Consider the following 19,226-nt stretch of genomic DNA (forward strand, 5'->3'; position numbering starts at 1 on the left):
CCCTTAAAATAAATATATTTGACCGGATCACTCCGGTTATAACACCCCGAAAATTACTACTATCTCCGGGCTGTTATAAGCCTGTCAGCTGCATGAAGATGATCATGAAAGCTTGAGGACGGCTTCATCCGCCGAAACATCCCCCTCCTTCTGGAGGCTTATCTTTCCGTAATCATCTGTGTTGCAGATCAGAACCGGGATAATTGTATTTAAACCGGCTTTCTCGATTTTGTCCAGATCAGCCTCTATCAGAAGATCACCCTTTTTAACCTTGTCACCTGCTGCAACGTGCGCTTTAAAGGGTTCACCCTTAAGTGTGACTGTATCCAGTCCGATATGTATCAGTATTTCCGCTCCCTGAGTGCTTGTCAGCGTAACTGCATGAAGAGTATCAAATACCATTGCCACCTCACCGTCTGCCGGAGCATATATCCTGCCCTCTGCCGGGATCACGGCAAAACCGTCACCCAGTACCTTATCTGCAAAGACCGGGTCCGGAACCTCTGCAAGGGGAACCACTCTTCCTCTGCAGGGTGCATAAATTAAATTTCCTTTATCTTTTCCTTTAAAAAATTTCAACATAATATCTCCCTCCCGTTATTTCCCCGCTGCTTCCTGTATTGATATACCCGATGTTGTTTTGTAAATATATCTATATATTTTTTATCAATAGTGGATTTATATTATATATTTCGCATAATTTTTATATTTGGTTTTTTGAGCATGTGTATATATTAACCATTATTTTTGGTTTTGTCCACATTTTTATTGTCATTTTTCAAAAAAATTTAGCTTTCGCACATTAATGTGGTATCTTATGCAAGAATATTCTGTATATTTCAGCTGTTCTTTTTTACTCATCTCATCTGCCCACGTATCCTGTTCGTTCATCACTTCCATATTTCAATATGTTTTTCGCAGCCTCTTAACGCAAATAAAACTATCCTGCCAGGTACAAAGCTTCTCAACTTTGCAATTTGTTCAGGATAGTTTTATTTTTTGAAAAAATATTTATTTTTCGTCAGATATATTTTTATCTGATAATCTTAATCTGGCACGCTTCCATGGCTTTCAGTGCATTCTCATGACTCTCCGGTGTTACGCCTGCGCAGCATGTGGCATCAACACAGATCGGGACTTCCGGAAGGGATGCCTTGATCAGAAGAGCATTGGAGATCACACAGATATCTGTGCAAAGTCCCACGAGAGTAATACTTCCAATTCCTTCATCTTCATCGATCATAGTCAATTCCCCGGCAAGATCTGTGGAGCCGAAGGTTTCTTTATCAACAGGAGCTGTCTTCCTGAGAACATCCAGTTCTTTCCGGATCTGCCAGCCTTCTGTGTCACGGATACAGTGCTTAACCGGAAGATTTTTCCCCTCCTGGGTTTCCAGATAATACGTTTCATGGGTATCCCTTGTAAAAAATACTTCTCCGTCAAAATTTCGGATTTTCTCCTCCACCTTTGGCACAATGGCAACAGCCTCTTTTGTGCCAAGTGCTCCGTCAATAAAGTCATTTTGCATGTCTACTACGATAAGAATATTTTTCATTTCCTGTCACCTCTGTTTTTATCATTTATTTCCGCTCTGCAAGTTTTCGTTTTAATTCCTGTATTTCTTTTTCTTTCTCTACAAGTTGTTCTTTCTGGTTGTCGATCAGTTCCTTCTGACTATCAATCTGCTCCTGCATCTGATCCACCATATACTTCACTGTGTTCCGATCGAGAATCTTTAATTCTTCTGAATACATTTCCATCATTCCTTCCACATTCCGGCATATATTATATATGTGCTCGTACATGGCTCTAAACTCCGGATACCTCTCAATTAGTTCTACGATCACTTCCGATGAATCCATACTTAAAAATGTCGGCCATGCATCCAGTTTATCTATGATACCTTTATTGTGCATACTCTCACGGAAGATGTCAAGTGGAAGGAATATATATTTCGATAACCTGAAAGATCTTTCCTTCGTTGTGTCTATTTTCAGTTTTTCGTGGTATACTGATTATACCTGCAAATCAAAAACTACACAAAAGGAGTGACTACGTATGAAAAACAAAAAAAGAAACTGGATGAAACAATTACTTTGTATTTTTCTTATGGTAATTCTTATATTTCCTGAAAATACAAATATCATTCAGGCAGCAAGCAAATTTCCTCTGAGCAGCAAAAATATTCAGCTCTCCAAAGAAAATACTGTATTCACCGGAAAAAAGCAAAAACCCAAAGTAATCGTCAAATACAAAAATCGTGTTTTAAAACAGGGAAAAGATTATGCCCTGAAATATAAAGGTGACTTTTCCAAAGTCGGAAAACACGAACTAACCATTGTTGGAACCGGTGCCTACCGGGGAACTATTCACAAATTTTATACAATTAATCCAAAATCCGTAGAAATACAAAGCATCACTCCATCTAAAAAGAACGCAGAATTGTCTGTTTCATGGAAAAAAAGTGCTATCCCCAATACCTATTATCAGCTTTCGTATTCATCAAATTCTAAAATGAAAAATGCTAAAATACTAACCGTTAAAAATCGAACAAAAGTGTCAATCTCAAAATTAAAATTTAACACTGTTTATTATACTAAAGTCCGTACATATATAATTACAAACGGAAAAAAATATTACTCCATATGGTCCCACATAAAAAGCCGACGAACCAGAAAAAAAGTTATAATTGCACCACCTTCTGTACCGACAAACACTCCAGCACCTACCGCTACTCCTATACCGACAAACACTCCAGCACCTACCGCTACTCCTATACCGACAAACACTCCAGCACCTACCGCTACTCCTATACCGACAAATACACCAACACCTACCGCTACTCCTGTACCGACAAATACACCAACACCTACCGCTACTCCAACCCCTAAACCAGTTTTTAAATTTATTGAAGGTTCAGAGAGTATGTCTGTTAATGCAGGAAGATTTTTTACCATTCAGACTTCTATTCCTGCTAAAGAAATGACTATTTCAAACACCGATGCTATTCAGCTATATAAGAAATACTCTTCTGATTTTTATAGTTTTTATGCTTCTGAACCAGGAAATGTAACCATCACATTTAAAGATCGCTATGATCAAACTATACAGGCTAATGTACAGGTAACTCAAAAAATGGAGGAGAAAGGAAAAGGAGATGTAACTATAACAAGTACAGGTACTGATTCTACACTTCCCCTTCCTGAAATAGAACGAATCAGCTATGGTTCTTATGGTATTGCTGTTTATTTTTCAAATAGTTTTGAAATAACAGATCCTTATGAGGGTTGTGAAGTTCAAATCAGCAAAGAAAAAGATTTCGCAACAAAATATCATATAAAAGAAGATCACACAAATAACTATCTTGCTGATGATGACAGATATCGATATGGATATACTTATATAACTTTTAATGAAAAAAAAGGCACCACCTATTATATTCGCACCCGTACATACAAAATTCAGAATAATAAAAAAATCACAGGTCCTTGGACCGCTATACAACAAGTCGATATTTCTTCTGGCCAAAAGCTTTCAAGAAAACCTAAATACTCATATGAACTATATTATCTGGATAAAAATGTATCAGATCTGTACACCGGATACAACAGAATTGTATACATAAAAACAGATAATCCTGATCCTGACACAATTTCTATTTCCAGTGATAACGGCTCTCCTTATTCCGGAGCAAGTAACTGGAGAGATTTTAACGATGACATCACATTTTTACTGAAAAGTGATGAAAGTTCCCGTTTACAGAAAGTAGAAGGCGGTTATGTAACAGGATGGGAATTTTCAAAATCTGGTACATCCAAACTAGAAATCAGAGAATCTTCTTTAGATGGTTATACTGTTGCCGGAACAGCAACTGTTCATGTACAAGATTCCAATACAGCAAAATCAAACTGGATGAAAGATATTATTTCTAAAGTTACAACAGAAGAAATGACTCCTTTTGAAAAGATGGATGCCATTTGCCAATACCTCCGTATGAAGTTTAATTACCTGTTAAACGACGGAAAACAAATATTAGATCTAGCGGCAGCTCCAAATGAGCCATACTGGACTACCTACCACTGGGATTCCATGCTCTCTCCAGCTGCTCTTTGCGACTTTGCAAAATTAATCGGTGGATTCGACGATATTCATAACTGCTACTACGATGCAGAAAATTGGTCGTATATGCATCCTAACGCCCGATTAACAATTGGTAATGAAACTCGATATTTCTCAGCGTGCCCGCTTACAGAAACCGGATATGTTGCAAAAGTGAACAAAATCGACTTTTCTCATACAGAAAATTTTGCTAAAATAACTCTTTCTTAAATAAAACAAACAACTATTCATAAACAAAACACCCTCAATATTAATTGTACTGTAATATATGAGGGTGTTTTTGTTTCCTTACCGGATAATCCTAAGCTGCACATTTCCAAAGCCTTTAACACATTCCCGCATATATATTCCTTACAGATTTATTCTATCAAATAAATTTCTTGAAAAACTCACACTCATCATCATTGCATCTCTTCGCATCCTCAGACTTCATATTAAGATGAAAAACATGCATCAGTTTCTCATCTGCGCTGCTGTATTCGTGAAGTTCGCAGATCACATTTTTCTCTTTCAGTTTCTCATACATATATGGTGCCTGTTCGCGGAGGAAGTCGCCTTCTGCTGTCATAACATATGCAGGCGGGAATTTCTCTGTTATATGTAAATCAGAAGATATCCTTCTTAATTCTTCCGGAGTTCCTTTTTCCGGAAGATACTCCTCCATAAGCTGCCTGGTCATATCACTGGTATCCTCCATGTTATACTGACCGCAGTTTAAGGCCACAGCCTTTATCTTAAGGCCTTCAGGTACCTGGAAATCATATTCTTTTGCATACTCCTCATTCGTGCAGATATCTGCATACAGCGAAAGGATCTGTCCACCAGCTGAATCGCCCACTGCAAAAAGATTCTCCACGTCCATGCCATATTTATCTTTATTATCAAGAATCCATGCAAAAACACTGTTCGTATCTTCCACAGGTGCCGGAAACTGATACTCCGGTGCCAGCCGATAAGTGAAATTAACCACTGCAAAGCCTCTCTGTGCAAGACTCATGCAATAATACTGATACAGCTCTTTATCACCATATACCCAACCGCCACCATGTACGCTGACAATCACCGGAAGACTTCCCTCTGTATCCTTCGGACGATACACATCCAGTACCTGCATGGCAGAATCTTTTCCATAAGCAATATCTTTATATCGGATCACATCATCCGGAGCCGTCAGACCTGCATCGCGGATATCATCACCTTTTTTGAATTCCCGCCTTATTATGCTGCTCATTTTTTCCATTCCATAACACCCCTTTCATTTTTTTACTCCAGTATAGCACAAGAAACCCCTATCATGTACACAAAAAGGGAGCTTGCGCCCCCTTTTCCTAATATTATTAATTGCTGTCCAATTTGTGACTTTCTCCCTGGAAAACCCGCAAAATATTCCCTGTAAACGCTAACTGTTACTATGCCTCAACAATCCGCATATCCCAGGCAGAAATCTTCAGCTCTTCACCAGATTTAATTTCCTCACCGGAAATCACATCTTCTCCATCATCGTACTTATAAGTAACTTCCTGTTCCTCTGCAGAATAATTCAGGAAATACCGGACAGTTTTTCCAAAATCATTTGTTCCTTCACGTACGATTACCGGATAACTGTAACCAGATAATTCAACACCTGCACTTCCAAGAGCACCTTTTATCACTTTATAAAGAGTATTATCATCTGTCATACACCCCAGATAATAAGCAGTACCTTCACCATATTTATTTCGGGTTATAGCCGCATAATCCTTCCAGTTGTAATGATCATATCCTGCAAGCACTTCTGCTCCTTCTGGTTTGAGAAGTTCCATAAAGGCCCTTGCTCCTTCACCATCTGCCGAGTCCGCACCATATAGTTTTCCTGACAGCTTCACCTCCCTTGGAAACGTGAACTGATTATAACTTATACCCAGCGCAGCCTTAAGCATATGCGGCTGTGCATCCGCATGGACCTTCACATTCTCATTGGCAAAACCGCTCTTAAATGTCACAACCAGAGTACCGCCGTCTTTCACATATTGATTCAGTCTCTCCAAAGTGCTGTCAGGTGCAGCATAAAGCGCAGGTACAAAAATCGCCTTATATTCAGAAAGATTCTCAGATTCCGGCCATACAAAATCACACTCTACATTCATCCGATACAGCGCATCATAGATCCAGCGCACCACATCATTGTAGCGGATCTCACCATTATCCCCGGACGTCGCCTGGATACCAAACCAGTTCAGCGCAGTCAGCGCCTCGTTGCTCACCATCACTGCCACTTTATTTTTCTTCCTGAGATTCACCAGATGGCTGCCTTTTTCCTGAAATTCTTTTCCAATGATACAAGCCTCCCGGTAAGTATCATTCTCCGCAAAATCATGGCTGAGAAGGCCCTTCCAGTATGTCTCAAATGAATTATGGATAGAATGCCAGTGCCAGTACATCACACTATTAGCCCCGGATGCCAGATGGCTGTACGCACAGAGCCGAAGCTGTCCTTTATACGGTGTCCAGCACGGAAATCCCTGCGCCTGGGTTTCCATCACCAGATAATTATCATGCTTCAGACTGCGGATCATATCCCCGCCAAAAGCAATCTCCGCTCCTGTCAGATCGTCCTGTGACGGATGGTAAATATCTGTTGCAGCAACAGTCAGGGCCTGTGATGCATGAAGATGGTTCACATCCGGCTGCACCCCGTAGGAATAACCTCTCCATTCAAAATCCAGATTATTGGTAATAAACTGATCTTCTCTCTTATACTCACTGACGATCCCAACCTGCCAGCTTAAGAATTTATCCACCAGAGTCCTCTGGAATTTCTCAAACTCTGCTCCCAGACTGCCGTTGATGGTTCCTCTTACATCCGGAAAATCCTCCCATGCATCGACCCGGTTGCTCCAGTAATCCAGCCCGAATTCATGGTTCATGGCATCCAGATCATCATGAAATTTTTCTCTTAAATATTTCACAAAAGCCAGCTGCACATTTTTGCCTGCTGTGCCGTAATATTTTGTCTCATTATCCACCTGAAAACCTATGACACATTTCTTGTGTGCACTGAGCTCCATCAGCTTGCGGATCACACGCTCTGCATAAAAAAGATACACCGGATTGGTAATGTCCATGATCTGTCTTGCACCATAGATCCCTGCGCCTTTTTTCGTTGTGGCAATCACATCCGGGTGAGCTTTCACCATCCACGCAGGCACTGCATACGTAGGCGTTCCGATGATCACATTGATCCCTGCTTCCTCCATGGCATCCATCACACGCTCCACATGAGAAAAATCAAACACACCTTCCTGCGGCTCACAGGTACTCCACGTAGACTCCGCAATACGCACCGTATTGATCCCCGCTTTTTTCATCATCTCTATATCTTTATCAAGTCTGTCGTACGGCATGTATTCATCATAATAAGCCGCCCCAAAAAGAAGTTCTTTCATCTCTGCCTCCCACTGTATATTTTAATAATCCTATCTTAGCAGAAATTTCCTGCACAGAATATCATTTATTCAATATGATTATCATTTATCCCATATTATTATCACTTGCCCTGAAAAATCCCCAATATCCTTATAAAAAAACCACCCTTTTCTTCCATGCCAAAACATGAGAAAAGAGCGGTTCCTGTTTCATTTTTTACAAAAACTTATTCTGTTTTATTTACCTTCAGCAATATCCTTAGTGATCTTCAGGAATTTATCAATATCATCTGTTCCATGGCAGTGAAGCGGGGAAACACGAAGTGCACCTTCAAGTCCAAGAGTCTCTACGATACGTTTGGAATATGGGCTGCTCTTAACACGCTCGAACAGCGTAACACCATGCTCCAGATATCTTCTTGCACACTCTGCGTACTCAATCCCCTCGATACCCATAGCAACGATAAGATCTTTGTATGTAAGATCCTCCATATCAACATAAACCTGAACTCCCGGAATATGACGAAGCCCCGGAACCTTATCGGTACCTTCCAGCATACGGTACAGAAGTGCTCTCTCCTGAAGATGAATGTGATTCATACCCTCAACAAAAAGCTCACGCTTATTATATTTCTGTGCAGAATCTCCCAGGAAATGCTTACCGATGCTGCAAACATACTCAATAACAGCCATCATAGCCGCAAAGTTAGCCGGAGCCGGTGTACCAAGAGCCCATACATTATCATCCTTGCAGGTCAGTTTGATATGTGGCATTACAGCAACACGGTCAGAAACATAAGCATAACCGCAGCCACGAACACCAAAGAACTTATATGGTGCAAAGTTGCAGACATCCACATCCCAGTCCTCAACATCAATCACTGCATGAGGCGCATGCTGAACTGCATCACTGACAACATAAATATCCGGGTTGATCTCTTTCGCACGACGTGCGATCTCCTTGATATCCATGATATTACCGGAAATATTGGAAGCAGCCATAATACTGAGAAGAACAGTATCCTTATCCACATACTTCATGATCTCATCCGGATCAAGACCACCGGTTACCTTATTAGCCGGAACCTCACGGAACTCTCTGCCGGTCTTTTTACAGTAATACTCAACCGCATCATGAGCAGACGGATGCTCCAGAGCAGAAGTAACCGCATTCTTACCCCAGTCAACACCTTCCATGATCGTACCAACTGCATGGAACATGGTCTGGGAAGCAGTCAGCTCAGTGATAAGAGCACCACTCTTTGCACCAAAAACAACCTCAAGGATCTCCTTAGTACCATTCTTAACATAATCTGCCAGATCAAAACCTCTGCCGCGGGCACGCTCCGGACAATCCGGGAACTCCTCGATAGCAGCCTTAGCCTCAACAGCTTTCTTAAGTCTCAGAGAACCACCAGAGTTCTCAAAGAAAAGTCTCGCACCATACTGCGGATCCTTATCTGCATAATAAAACTGAGACTTCAGCTTCTTCTGATATGTATCTGAAAACAAAACGCCATGATTAAATTCCATAATAATATCCTCTCCTTCATCACATAAGCCCCGGCAACCCGGACAGCCAGCTATTCATGAACACTCTCATTTCATACGACCGTGTTCATTATATATCTCTCATCAGAAGATAGCATAACACATTTATAAATAGTTATAAAATGAATAATATAACTGTATTATATTAATATTGTTTATATTTTAACACAGCATAGCAACTCTGTAATACCGTCAAAAAGCAATATGCACTTTTTACATAACCACGAGCATTACAAGTCTGCTTCTTCATATCGTTTCCTTATATCTCATCACATCCCCCACCTGTCATCCCAGGCATCCAGCTAAGCACTGATAGCTCATCCAACTCCCGAGCAGCCACACTACCCTACCGCCCTGAAAAGCCAGCCCCCGACGAAGCCCCAGCGACAGGCAGCACACGCCTCACGGGCGTCCCTTTTCACCAAAAAAAGCCGAACCAGCCACATCCCGCAGCCAGTTCAGCTCAACCCATACAACTACAAACTCACTCACCATCAACCCAGGCAAGCAGCTTCCCGGTAAAAACCCTATTAAAGAAATGGATCACCGGTCCCAGCCCAAAAGCCGTCACCAGTGTACCAATACCCACAACACCGCCAGTCAGATAGCAGATCAGCGCACAAAGCACATCATTGGACATCCTGTGCCAGAAATAAGGAATCTTCGGCCATCTCTCTGTCATGATCAGGGAAAGACTATCATAAGGTGCAACTCCCTCATCCGGCATCTGATACATAGACAAGCCCAGACAACAGATCACAACACCCACACACAGTGCCACCAAACGCACCGGCAGTGCCACAAGCTCCAATCCAAACACACCTGTATAAATATTATAAAAGAACGTAGTAATATAAGCCAGGCACACCGCATTCACAATAGTTCCAATTCCCAGGAATCTTCTGCCAAAAGCAATCTCAATGATCAATAACACGATATTTACAATCAGCTGAAAGTTACCATAAGCCATACCAAGCGTATCTGCAACCGCCATATTCATTCCACTGAACGGATCCGTTCCAAGCCCGGCCAGCTTGAAAATTCCAATCCCCATACCTGCAAAAACATTTCCGATACACATGATCAGAACATGCTTCCAGTTAATGTTCTTCAAATACTCCCCCATAAACCTTCTACCTCATCCTCTCTGAAAATATTGTCAGGCAGATATCCACGATCCACCTTCACTGCGCAGGATCCATACCAGATAATACCTTAATAACCAGCCTGCTGCAACGCTTATATTCTATCACACCACCTCACCCCTGTAAAACACAAAACCCCAAGAAACAACAAAAAGCAACAAGAAAAGGCATCTAGCAAATCAGGTCAGTATAAATACCCCAAAATCCCGATTATATATCGATTAATTTTTCTAATAAATGCAATTTTTTTAAAAAACCCATTGAAATCCATCAATTCATGTGATAACCTGTGTTACAGTGTATTTCTACACAGAACGAATGACCGCCACTACCGCACACAAAAGGTTCTGGCAGCATTCAAAAATAAAAAAACTCAGGAGAGTCTCTTCAAATCAAAAGGGAAGAGCGCCGAAGGTGTACGCAGCACACAAAATGCTGTAAATCTCTCAGGCAAAAGGATGGAGGAAAGAGTAATGTTTACACAAATCAACAACTTTATCACATGGTTTGACGGAGTCGTTTGGGGACTTCCGCTGATCATTCTGATCCTGTTCACAGGAATTCTGTTAACCTCTCGGTTAGGTCTTTTACAGGTAAGGCACCTCGGAAAGGCACTGAAATTCATGGTAAAAAATGAAGAAGGCGGCGATGGTGAGGTCACAAGCTTCGGAGCTCTGTGTACTGCGCTTTCAGCAACCATCGGAACCGGAAATATCGTAGGTGTCGCAACTGCTATCGCAGCCGGCGGACCAGGAGCACTTTTCTGGATGATCGTAGCCGCATTCTTCGGAATGGCAACCAAATACGCAGAAGGACTTCTGGCTATCAAGTACCGTACCATTGACAAAGAGGGCCACGTTCTCGGCGGACCATTCTACTACATCGAAAACGGTATGGGAAAACAGTGGAGGTGGCTTGCCAAGATCTTCGCATTTTTCGGAGCAGGTGTGGGACTTTTCGGTATCGGAACCTTTACACAGGTAAACGGTATCGCATCTGCAGTTACCAATTTCTTTGACCCGGATAAAGCACACACAGTAGCACTTTTCGGAAATACATATTCCTGGGCAACTGTAGTCGCATGTCTGATACTTACCGTATGTGTAGGACTTGTCGTTCTCGGCGGAATCAAGAGGATCGCAAAGGTATCCCAGGTCGTTGTACCGTTTATGGCAGTTCTCTATGTTGTACTGGCACTGATCATCGTGATCACAAACATCACTGCAGTTCCTGCAGCGATCGTAACTATCGTAAAATCTGCTTTCACAGGAAGCGCACTTGCAGGTGGCGCAATGGGAACCATGGTCGTAGCTATGCAGAAGGGTATCGCCCGCGGTATCTTCTCCAATGAGTCCGGTCTTGGTAGTGCCCCGATCGCAGCCGCTGCAGCTCAGACAAAGGAGCCGGTACGTCAGGGTCTTGTATCCATGACAGGTACATTCATTGATACTATCGTTATCTGTACAATGACAGGTCTTTCCATCGTCATTACAGAAACATGGAACACAGGTCTTGAGGGTGTTGCCATCACAACAGCCGCATTCCAGAAAGGACTTCCTTTCCCGCCGGTTGTAGCATCCTTCTCACTGATGCTGTGCCTGGTATTCTTCGCATTCACAACAATCCTCGGATGGGATTACTACGGTGAAAGATGTCTGGAATACCTGTTCAACAGAAACAAAGCCGCAGTTACAACATACCGCTGGCTGTACATCATCTGCGTATTCATCGGACCATATATGACTGTAGCAGCTGTATGGAACATCGCAGATATCTTCAATGCCCTGATGGCATTCCCGAACCTGATCGCTCTTCTTGCCCTGAGCGGTGTGGTTGTGAAGGAAACTAAGGATTTCTTCAAAAGACATAAAAATTACGAATTCTGATCCCAAATATCGTAATCAAATGTAAGCACGCACAAACCCATAATAATCCCCTAATATCATACTGAAAAAAGACGCGTACCTTTTTATCCTCCGATAAAAGGCCGCGTCTTTTTTATGATCCTCTTCACTTTATTTTCTTTATAACTTTCCACCATAATTCCGGTAATTCTCAATATAATCCAGAATCTCCTCCGGGTCTTTCATGAACCGGCACATACCCACAACATCTCTGGACATGAATTTCTCACCGGCCGTATACTCCAGAAGTGCCCTCATACTGTCATAATACCCCTGAATATTATAAAGCACGATCGGCCTGTCGATCCGTCCCAGACTCTTCAATGTCAGGATCTCAAAAAACTCCTCATAAGTACCAATTCCCCCAGGTACCACAATAGTTGCATCAGATCGGCTTTCCAGCAGATGCTTTCTTTCTCTCATGTTCTCAGTAAAAATAAACTCTGTACAATGCTCATACAGAACTCCCGGCTGGTCAAAAAATCTCGGCGCAATACCCAGAATATAACCATTCTCTCTGTCAACGCCCCTGGCTGCCGCACCCATCAGACCTTCTTTTCCGCCGCCGAAAACAAGACCGTGACCACGTTTTCCCATCTTGCGTCCCAGTTCCTCTGTTTTCTCATAATAAATCTTTTTCAGCTCTGCACTGGATGCTCCATATATACAAATATTCATGCTTCTGTCTCCTTCCCTGCTGCCTCCACAAATGCCCGAAGAAGCTTCAGCTGCTCCGAAGAATCATACATCATCTCCGGATGCCACTGCACTGCCACTGCAAATGGATGATCATTTATCTCTGAATATAACTTTTGCCGGCCTCTGCACATGATACTGGCAAAGACCGGCTTTCCGTCATTTCCGATACATCTGGAGTGTATCCGGAAATGCCTGTTATTTTATTATAATCTGACATACACATGGGGTCAAGCAAATGCCGCTGCCTGAACTCCCATTTTTATACTGAGAAATTTTTTATAATTATACGAGAACTTTTTCTACTGCGTTTTTCCAGCCGCTGTATTTCTGGTTTCTTTCCTGCGAGTTCATAGATGGAATAAACTGATTACGGTTCTTCACCTCAAAAATGCTCTCCATCTTATAAAGTCCGCAGCTTAATCCGGCCATCAGGCCTGCTCCGAATGCGGAAGACTCCTCACATCTCGGAAGGCTTACTGTTGTTCCTAAGATATCACTCTGGAACTTCATCAGATACTGGTTTCTTGTAGGACCGCCGTCTACACAGAGCTCTTTTACAGTCATTCCATCTTCTGCCTTCATCATCTCAACGATATCTGTGATCTGATAAGCAATAGATTCCAGGGCTGCTTTTACAACCTCTTTCTTTCCGGTTGTCCTGCTCATTCCATAGATAATGGCTTTTGCATCGGATTTCCAGTAAGGTGCTCCCAGACCGGAAAATGCAGGAACCAGATATGTAGTATCGTTTTTGTTTGCCTGCTCTGACATTTCCTGAGTCTCTCCCGGAGAAGTTATCAGTCCCATGTCGTCTTTCAGCCATGTGATAACTGCGCCTGTGTAGTTGATATTTCCTTCCAGTACATAGGTAACTTTGCCGTTAAGCCCCCATGCAAGAGAAGTTACAAGACCAAGATCTGACATGATCGGTTCTGTTCCTGCGTTCATCATAACAGAGGAACCTGTCCCATATGTAGCCTTGACCATTCCCTTTTCGATACAGCCCTGTCCGAACAGTGCTCCCTGGGAATCTCCGATCACACCGCAGATCGGGATTGGAGTCTGGAAATATCCCTCAAAATCAGTTGTTCCGTACTGCATGCTGGAATCGCACACTTCCGGAAGCATATCTGCATTAATGCCAAACCAGGTGCATATCTCTTTATCCCATTTCAGGTTATGGATATTGAAAAGCTGGGTTCTGGATGCATTGGAATAATCCGTTGCATAAACCTCGCCTTTTGTCAGTTTAAACAGAAGCCAGGTGTCAATGGTTCCCAGGCAGAGATCGTTGTCTCTTTTTGCCTGTTTTACCTCTTCTACGTTCTCCTGAAGCCATGCAAATTTCGCTGCCGGGAAATACGGGGAAAGGTGCATTCCTGTCTTCTGGCGGATGATCTCTGCAACACCACCGTTTTTCTTCTGCTCACGGTCAGGATCGATCATCACGTTTGTTTTAATACGCTCACAGATTTCGGAAGCTCTGGAGCACTGCCATACAATGGCAGGTGCCAGAGGCTCGCCTGTGCTGCGGCTCCACGCTGCGGATGTCTCTCTCTGATTACTGATTCCAAGACACGCGATCTCTTCTTTCTGGATCCCGGCTTTCTCTACAAGGTTCTTTACAACCTGGATCGTATTGCTGTAGATCTCGGAAAGATCATGGGAAACCCATCCTTTTTCGTTGATCAGCTGTCTGTGAGGAAGGTCTGTTCTGCAGACCAGATCACCGTTCACATCGAACAGGATCGCTTTCGTTCCCTGGGTACTCTGATCAACCGCAAGAACATATTTTTTTTCCATAATTTTCACCTTATTTCAGCGCATCTTTTACAGTTTTTGCAATTCCTTCTGCGTTCATTCCGTAGTAATCAAATACTTCCTGGGAGGTTCCGCTTACAACCGGTGCATCCGGAAGTGCAATATTCAGAACTTTACGCGGGCACTCAGCACCAACAACCTGGCTTACCATAGAACCAAGTCCGCCGAATGGTGCATGCTCCTCAGCAGTTACAACAACTTTTGCATTGGATGCTGCTTTTACGATTGCTTCTTTATCAAGAGGTTTTACGCAGTACATATCAAGAACTGTTGCGTGGATGCCGTCTTTCTCAAGAAGCTTTGCAGCCTCAAGTGCCGGGCGGACCATCTCGCCGCATGCGATGATCGCTGCGTCTGTTCCTTCTGTAAGAACAGTTGCCTTATCCATTTCGAACGGGCAGTTATCCTCTGTATAAATATCCTCGACCGGGTTTCTTCCTACACGGATGTATGCCGGTTTCTCATCTTTCAGAAGTGCTTCAACCAGTTTTGCAGTCTGGAAACGGTCACTTGGAAGGTAAACTCTCATGTTCGGGATTGCGGACATAGCTGCAATATCCTGCGCGGAATGATGGCTCATTCCAAGAGCACCATAGCTGATTCCACCACTGATTCCGATAAGTTTTACATTTGTGTTAGAGTATGCAACATCGATCTTGCACTGCTCATAGCTTCTTGTGGAAAGGAAGCATGCTGGAGAAGCTGCGAAAGCTTTTTTACCGCAGTGTGCAAGTCCTGCTGATACGCTGACAAGATCCTGCTCAGCGATTCCCATCTCAACGAACTGCTCCGGATATGCATCTGCAAAAGGTGCTAAGGATGCAGAACCTCTGGAGTCACTGCAGAGAACAACGATATCTTTATCGGTTTCCGCTTCTTTTAAAAGTACGTCACAAATTGCTTTACGGTTTGGAATCTTATTCATAATTACAGCTGCTCCTTTCTCTCTTCAAAATCTTTCATGATCTGCTCATACTCTTCCTGAGTCGGTACATGATGATGCCATGCTGCCTTATCTTCCATAACTGCGGAGCCTTTACCTTTAACAGTATTTGCGATCAGGACTGTCGGCTGGCCTTTTGTCTGTTTCGCTTCCTCAAATGCTGCATGAAGCTGCTCAATGCTGTTTCCGTCAGCAACATCGATCACATGCCATCCAAAGCTTTTGAATCTCTCATGAAGATCGTCATGTCCCATAACGTCCTCTGTATTTCCGGAGATCTGAAGTCTGTTACGGTCAACGATTGCACAAAGATTATCCAGTTTGTACTGGTGTCCTGCCATAGCAGCTTCCCATACAGAACCCTCTGCAAGCTCACCATCACCCATTACTGTGTATACACGGTAGTCTTTCTTGTTCATTTTTCCTGCAAGTGCCATACCTACACAAACCGGAAGTCCATGTCCCAGAGAACCGGAGTTCATCTCGATTCCCGGAAGCTTGTTGTTCGGATGTCCGATATACTGTGTTCCGAATTTACTGAATTTCTCGTTTACTTCTTTGATATCAAGGAAGCCTTTCTTTGCAAGTACTGCATAATAAGCTTCTACAGAATGTCCTTTACTCATAACAAAAAGGTCTCTGTCCGGATCATTCATATTCTCCGGGGAAATATTCATCTGGTCAAAATACAGTGTTACCAGAGTCTCCATAACACTCATATCACCACCGATATGTCCGCCTTTGCCGGCAACGATCATATCTACTGTGTCTTTTCTGAGATCATACGCAAGTTTGCTTAATTCTCTAAAATCCATGCTGATTCCTGTCCTTTCTTTTTTCAATCTATATTTCATATTCACAGCCCGGCACGTTTTTTATCCTGAAAAAACCGTGCCGCTGTGTTTCCTGTTTATCATTCTCCGCGGAGATAAGCCTTTACATCTTCCTCGATCGGGTCATAAAGATCCGGTGTTACACCGATATATTTACATGCCTCGTAAAGTACCGGAACAACATTCTTGTGGATACCGACACAGTGATGAATGTATGGTCCCTCAACCAGTTTAGCCTCAAGACGTTTAATGTTCTCAACCTCAACCCAGAGGTAAGTTCCCATACCTTTCGGTCCGTCGATACCTTTTGCATTTCCGAGAAGAAGTGAATACTCTCCGTTGTCTCCGTCAAAACGTACCAGAGAAACATCGCCGTGTTTTGCCTCAGCTGTGATGCTTCCCGGATGCTCGAATGCTAACGGGTAAGTAAGCTTCGGAGTTTCTTTTGCGATGGAGATCGGCCATGGTCCGCAGTGCTGAAGAAGCTCGCCGTTCTCTACATCAGGATGACGGATTGTCCAGTCAGCAAAGAAGCTTCTTGTCTCGCCCATACCTGCTGCCTCTACCATAAGTGCTGTGATCGCACCGTGGATATCTGTCTCACATACAGTCGGGATTCCCTCATCATTTAACAGGGAATTTGCTGCACATGGCATGATTCCAAGCTCGCTCTGAAGCTGATTCCAGCACTGGATCGCGATTGCTTTGCAGCCATATTTCTCTGCCAGATGTTTCATGGCAACCTTAAGAGCTGCTACGTTCTCAAGCTCATCCTCTTTGATGCAGATCTCCATGTTGTCACGGCAGTACTGCATAACTTCCTGAACCTCTGTCTGCTCTGCTTTTGCTTTCTTTACTTCATCAGTAAGCTCCGGCATCGGGATCGGTGCAAGCTGGATATTGAATTTCTCAAGAAGCTCGCCCTCGTTGCACATGGTTGTCCAGAAATCGAACGGTCTTGTGGAAATCTGAAGGATACGGATATTTTTGAATGTTTTTACTACATTACAGACAGCAAGGAAATCTTTGATCCCTCTTTCGAATACCGGATCATTCAGTCTGCAGTTTGTCATGTATGTAAACGGAACGCGGAATCTTCTTAAAACTTTACCTGTTGCAAAAAGTCCGCACTGTGTATCACGAAGTCTTGTTCCGTCCGGCTCCGGTCTCTCATCCAGCGGTCCCCAGAGAAGAACCGGGACATCAAGAGCTTTTGCAAGTCTTGCACACTCATACTCTGTACCAAAATTGCAGTGTGGAAGGAAAAGTCCGTCAACCTTCTCTTTTTTGAATTTGGCAATGATCTTCTCAAGTCCCTCATCGTTGTAGAGAAGCCCCTCATCGTTAATGTCTGTGATATCTACGAAATCAACACCAAGCTCCTCAAGTCTCTTAGCAGTAAGTCCACGATATTTCACTGCATCCGGTGCGCTGAAAATACTTCTTCTGGTTGGTGCGTAACCAATTTTGATCTTGTCCATTTTTGAACTCCTTTCATAAATCCATGTCTTCGGTTTTATTTGTTTATATGTGATTCGTTTTTTATGTTCGTTTTTGTTATCTGTATAATATCTTGATCTTTACTTTATTTCTATAAAAAATAAAGTGATTTCTACTTTATTTCCAGCTTTATTGTTGTAAATGGCCGGAAAACATTCTATAATTAAAACAGTTTGGGAAATCTATACCGATGATATATTTACTTTATCAGACTGGAGGAATGACATATATGAGTATCACAGCAAAAGAACTTGCTGCCAGATTAAATCTCTCCGCCACAGCCGTTTCCATGGCTCTGAACGGGAAACCCGGCGTAAGCACAGAAACCAGAGCTCTTGTTATCCGGGAAGCAGAAAAAGCCGGCTACGATTTCAGCCGGCTTTCCATGAAAAAAAATGTGACCGGAGATATTTACTGCATTATCTGCCGGGCTCATAATGCAATCTTAAATTATACGCCGATCTTCTCAGAGCTCACAGAAGGTATTGAACAGGAGTGCCGAAAAAACGGCTATCATCTGAAAACCTTTCAGCTTTATGAAAAAGCAGATGATCTTCAGAAATACATTGAAGAGCTTCGCATTTCTCAGTGTGCAGGTGTTATTCTCCTTGGTACAGAAGTTTCTGCTTCTGTATGCAGGGAATTTCTTCAGCTTTCAGTTCCTGTAGTTCTTCTGGATTCCTATTTCGATTCTGCTGACTGCAGCTGCGTACTAAGCAACAATGCGCAGGGTGCTTATCTGGCCACCGGTTATCTCATCGACCGCTGCGGCCGCCAGCCGGGACATCTCTGCTCTTCCTACAGAATCACTAACTTTCGCGAACGGACACACGGTTTTCACCGGGCGGTGCGCGAACACGGGATGTCCACTGCAAAATCCATCATTCACGAACTCTCTCCATCTATTGAGGGCGCATTCTCCGACATGCTGGAGATCATAGACAGCGGAACTCCTCTCGCCGGCGCGTACTTTGCGGACAATGATCTCATTGCCATCGGAGCGATTAAAGCTTTGAAACTTCGCGGCTACAAAGTCCCCGAAGACATTGCCATCGCAGGCTTCGACAATATCTCCGAAGGACGCGTTATCGATCCGGCTCTCACCACCATTGATGTCCCACGAAAATTCATGGGACAGACAGCCGCCGCACAGCTCATCCGTGAACTCAAAACACCTGTGCCGCATTCCGTAAAGATTGAAGTGTCCACTACACTGATCAAACGGTTTTCTGTTTGATTTTTTGTACAAAAAAATGAACCGGGCAGCTCCAAAACCTCTGCCCGGTTCATCCATATCATTCAACTGT

Annotated in this window: 15 protein-coding genes and 1 riboswitch; of the genes, 3 read left to right on the top strand and 12 right to left on the bottom strand. The window is 43.1% G+C overall.

The window, feature by feature from the left end:
* Positions 1 to 102: 102 nt before the first annotated feature.
* The 3 genes from HFM85_RS10950 to HFM85_RS10960 all read right to left on the bottom strand — a co-directional run bounded on the left by HFM85_RS10950 (position 103) and on the right by HFM85_RS10960 (position 1,916).
* Complete coding sequence (locus tag HFM85_RS10950; protein ID WP_118062224.1) at positions 103 to 582, bottom strand: PTS sugar transporter subunit IIA; 480 nt, start codon at positions 580 to 582, stop codon at positions 103 to 105.
* A 451-nt stretch (positions 583 to 1,033) separates the two neighbouring features.
* Positions 1,034 to 1,555 (bottom strand): cysteine hydrolase family protein, encoded by a 522-nt coding sequence (locus HFM85_RS10955; RefSeq protein WP_173738175.1) that lies wholly within the window; start codon positions 1,553 to 1,555, stop codon positions 1,034 to 1,036.
* Positions 1,556 to 1,580: 25 nt separating this feature from the next.
* Positions 1,581 to 1,916, bottom strand: a complete 336-nt coding sequence (locus HFM85_RS10960; protein WP_173738176.1) for a hypothetical protein — start codon at positions 1,914 to 1,916, stop codon at positions 1,581 to 1,583.
* 142 nt (positions 1,917 to 2,058) lie between these two features.
* Here HFM85_RS10960 and HFM85_RS16070 point away from each other — a divergent pair, with 142 nt between their 5' ends.
* The gene (locus HFM85_RS16070) at positions 2,059 to 4,329 is read left to right on the top strand and encodes a hypothetical protein (RefSeq protein WP_179976601.1); all 2,271 of its coding nucleotides are present in this window, start codon (positions 2,059 to 2,061) and stop codon (positions 4,327 to 4,329) included.
* A 157-nt stretch (positions 4,330 to 4,486) separates the two neighbouring features.
* Here the strand turns inward: HFM85_RS16070 and HFM85_RS10970 are convergent, their stop codons facing one another.
* The 4 genes from HFM85_RS10970 to HFM85_RS10985 all read right to left on the bottom strand — a co-directional run bounded on the left by HFM85_RS10970 (position 4,487) and on the right by HFM85_RS10985 (position 10,200).
* Positions 4,487 to 5,359, bottom strand: coding sequence for an alpha/beta hydrolase (locus HFM85_RS10970; RefSeq protein WP_173738177.1), 873 nt, complete (start codon positions 5,357 to 5,359; stop codon positions 4,487 to 4,489).
* Between the two features lie 169 nt (positions 5,360 to 5,528).
* Entirely contained in the window at positions 5,529 to 7,544 is a 2,016-nt protein-coding gene (locus HFM85_RS10975; protein WP_173738178.1) for a beta-galactosidase, read from the bottom strand.
* 216 nt (positions 7,545 to 7,760) lie between these two features.
* On the bottom strand, positions 7,761 to 9,056 hold the full coding sequence (locus HFM85_RS10980) for an aminotransferase class V-fold PLP-dependent enzyme (protein ID WP_173738179.1): 1,296 nt from the start codon (positions 9,054 to 9,056) through the stop codon (positions 7,761 to 7,763).
* Positions 9,057 to 9,558: 502 nt separating this feature from the next.
* A complete protein-coding gene (locus tag HFM85_RS10985) occupies positions 9,559 to 10,200 on the bottom strand; it encodes a YczE/YyaS/YitT family protein (protein WP_173738180.1) in 642 nt (213 codons plus the stop codon).
* A 383-nt stretch (positions 10,201 to 10,583) separates the two neighbouring features.
* Positions 10,584 to 10,691: riboswitch (glycine riboswitch) on the top strand.
* A 1-nt stretch (position 10,692) separates the two neighbouring features.
* On the opposite strand from HFM85_RS10985, the gene HFM85_RS10990 reads away from it, so the two are divergent.
* The gene (locus HFM85_RS10990) at positions 10,693 to 12,105 is read left to right on the top strand and encodes an alanine/glycine:cation symporter family protein (RefSeq protein WP_173738181.1); all 1,413 of its coding nucleotides are present in this window, start codon (positions 10,693 to 10,695) and stop codon (positions 12,103 to 12,105) included.
* A gap of 138 nt (positions 12,106 to 12,243) precedes the next feature.
* Here the strand turns inward: HFM85_RS10990 and HFM85_RS10995 are convergent, their stop codons facing one another.
* The 5 genes from HFM85_RS10995 to HFM85_RS11020 form a co-directional block, all read right to left on the bottom strand.
* A complete protein-coding gene (locus HFM85_RS10995) occupies positions 12,244 to 12,801 on the bottom strand; it encodes an LOG family protein (protein ID WP_173738182.1) in 558 nt (185 codons plus the stop codon).
* 303 nt (positions 12,802 to 13,104) lie between these two features.
* The gene (locus tag HFM85_RS11005) at positions 13,105 to 14,625 is read right to left on the bottom strand and encodes an FGGY-family carbohydrate kinase (protein ID WP_138276921.1); all 1,521 of its coding nucleotides are present in this window, start codon (positions 14,623 to 14,625) and stop codon (positions 13,105 to 13,107) included.
* A gap of 10 nt (positions 14,626 to 14,635) precedes the next feature.
* Positions 14,636 to 15,568, bottom strand: coding sequence for a transketolase family protein (locus tag HFM85_RS11010; protein ID WP_119240510.1), 933 nt, complete (start codon positions 15,566 to 15,568; stop codon positions 14,636 to 14,638).
* Between the two features lie 2 nt (positions 15,569 to 15,570).
* The gene (locus HFM85_RS11015; RefSeq protein ID WP_173738183.1) at positions 15,571 to 16,401 is read right to left on the bottom strand and encodes a transketolase; all 831 of its coding nucleotides are present in this window, start codon (positions 16,399 to 16,401) and stop codon (positions 15,571 to 15,573) included.
* A gap of 98 nt (positions 16,402 to 16,499) precedes the next feature.
* Positions 16,500 to 17,900, bottom strand: a complete 1,401-nt coding sequence (locus HFM85_RS11020) for an L-fucose/L-arabinose isomerase family protein (protein WP_119240511.1) — start codon at positions 17,898 to 17,900, stop codon at positions 16,500 to 16,502.
* A gap of 248 nt (positions 17,901 to 18,148) precedes the next feature.
* Here HFM85_RS11020 and HFM85_RS11025 point away from each other — a divergent pair, with 248 nt between their 5' ends.
* The gene (locus tag HFM85_RS11025) at positions 18,149 to 19,156 is read left to right on the top strand and encodes a LacI family DNA-binding transcriptional regulator (RefSeq protein WP_119240512.1); all 1,008 of its coding nucleotides are present in this window, start codon (positions 18,149 to 18,151) and stop codon (positions 19,154 to 19,156) included.
* The last annotated feature ends 70 nt before the right edge of the window (positions 19,157 to 19,226 follow it).

This window comes from Blautia schinkii (assembly GCF_013304825.1).
Taxonomy (GTDB): domain Bacteria; phylum Bacillota; class Clostridia; order Lachnospirales; family Lachnospiraceae; genus Blautia_A; species Blautia_A schinkii_B.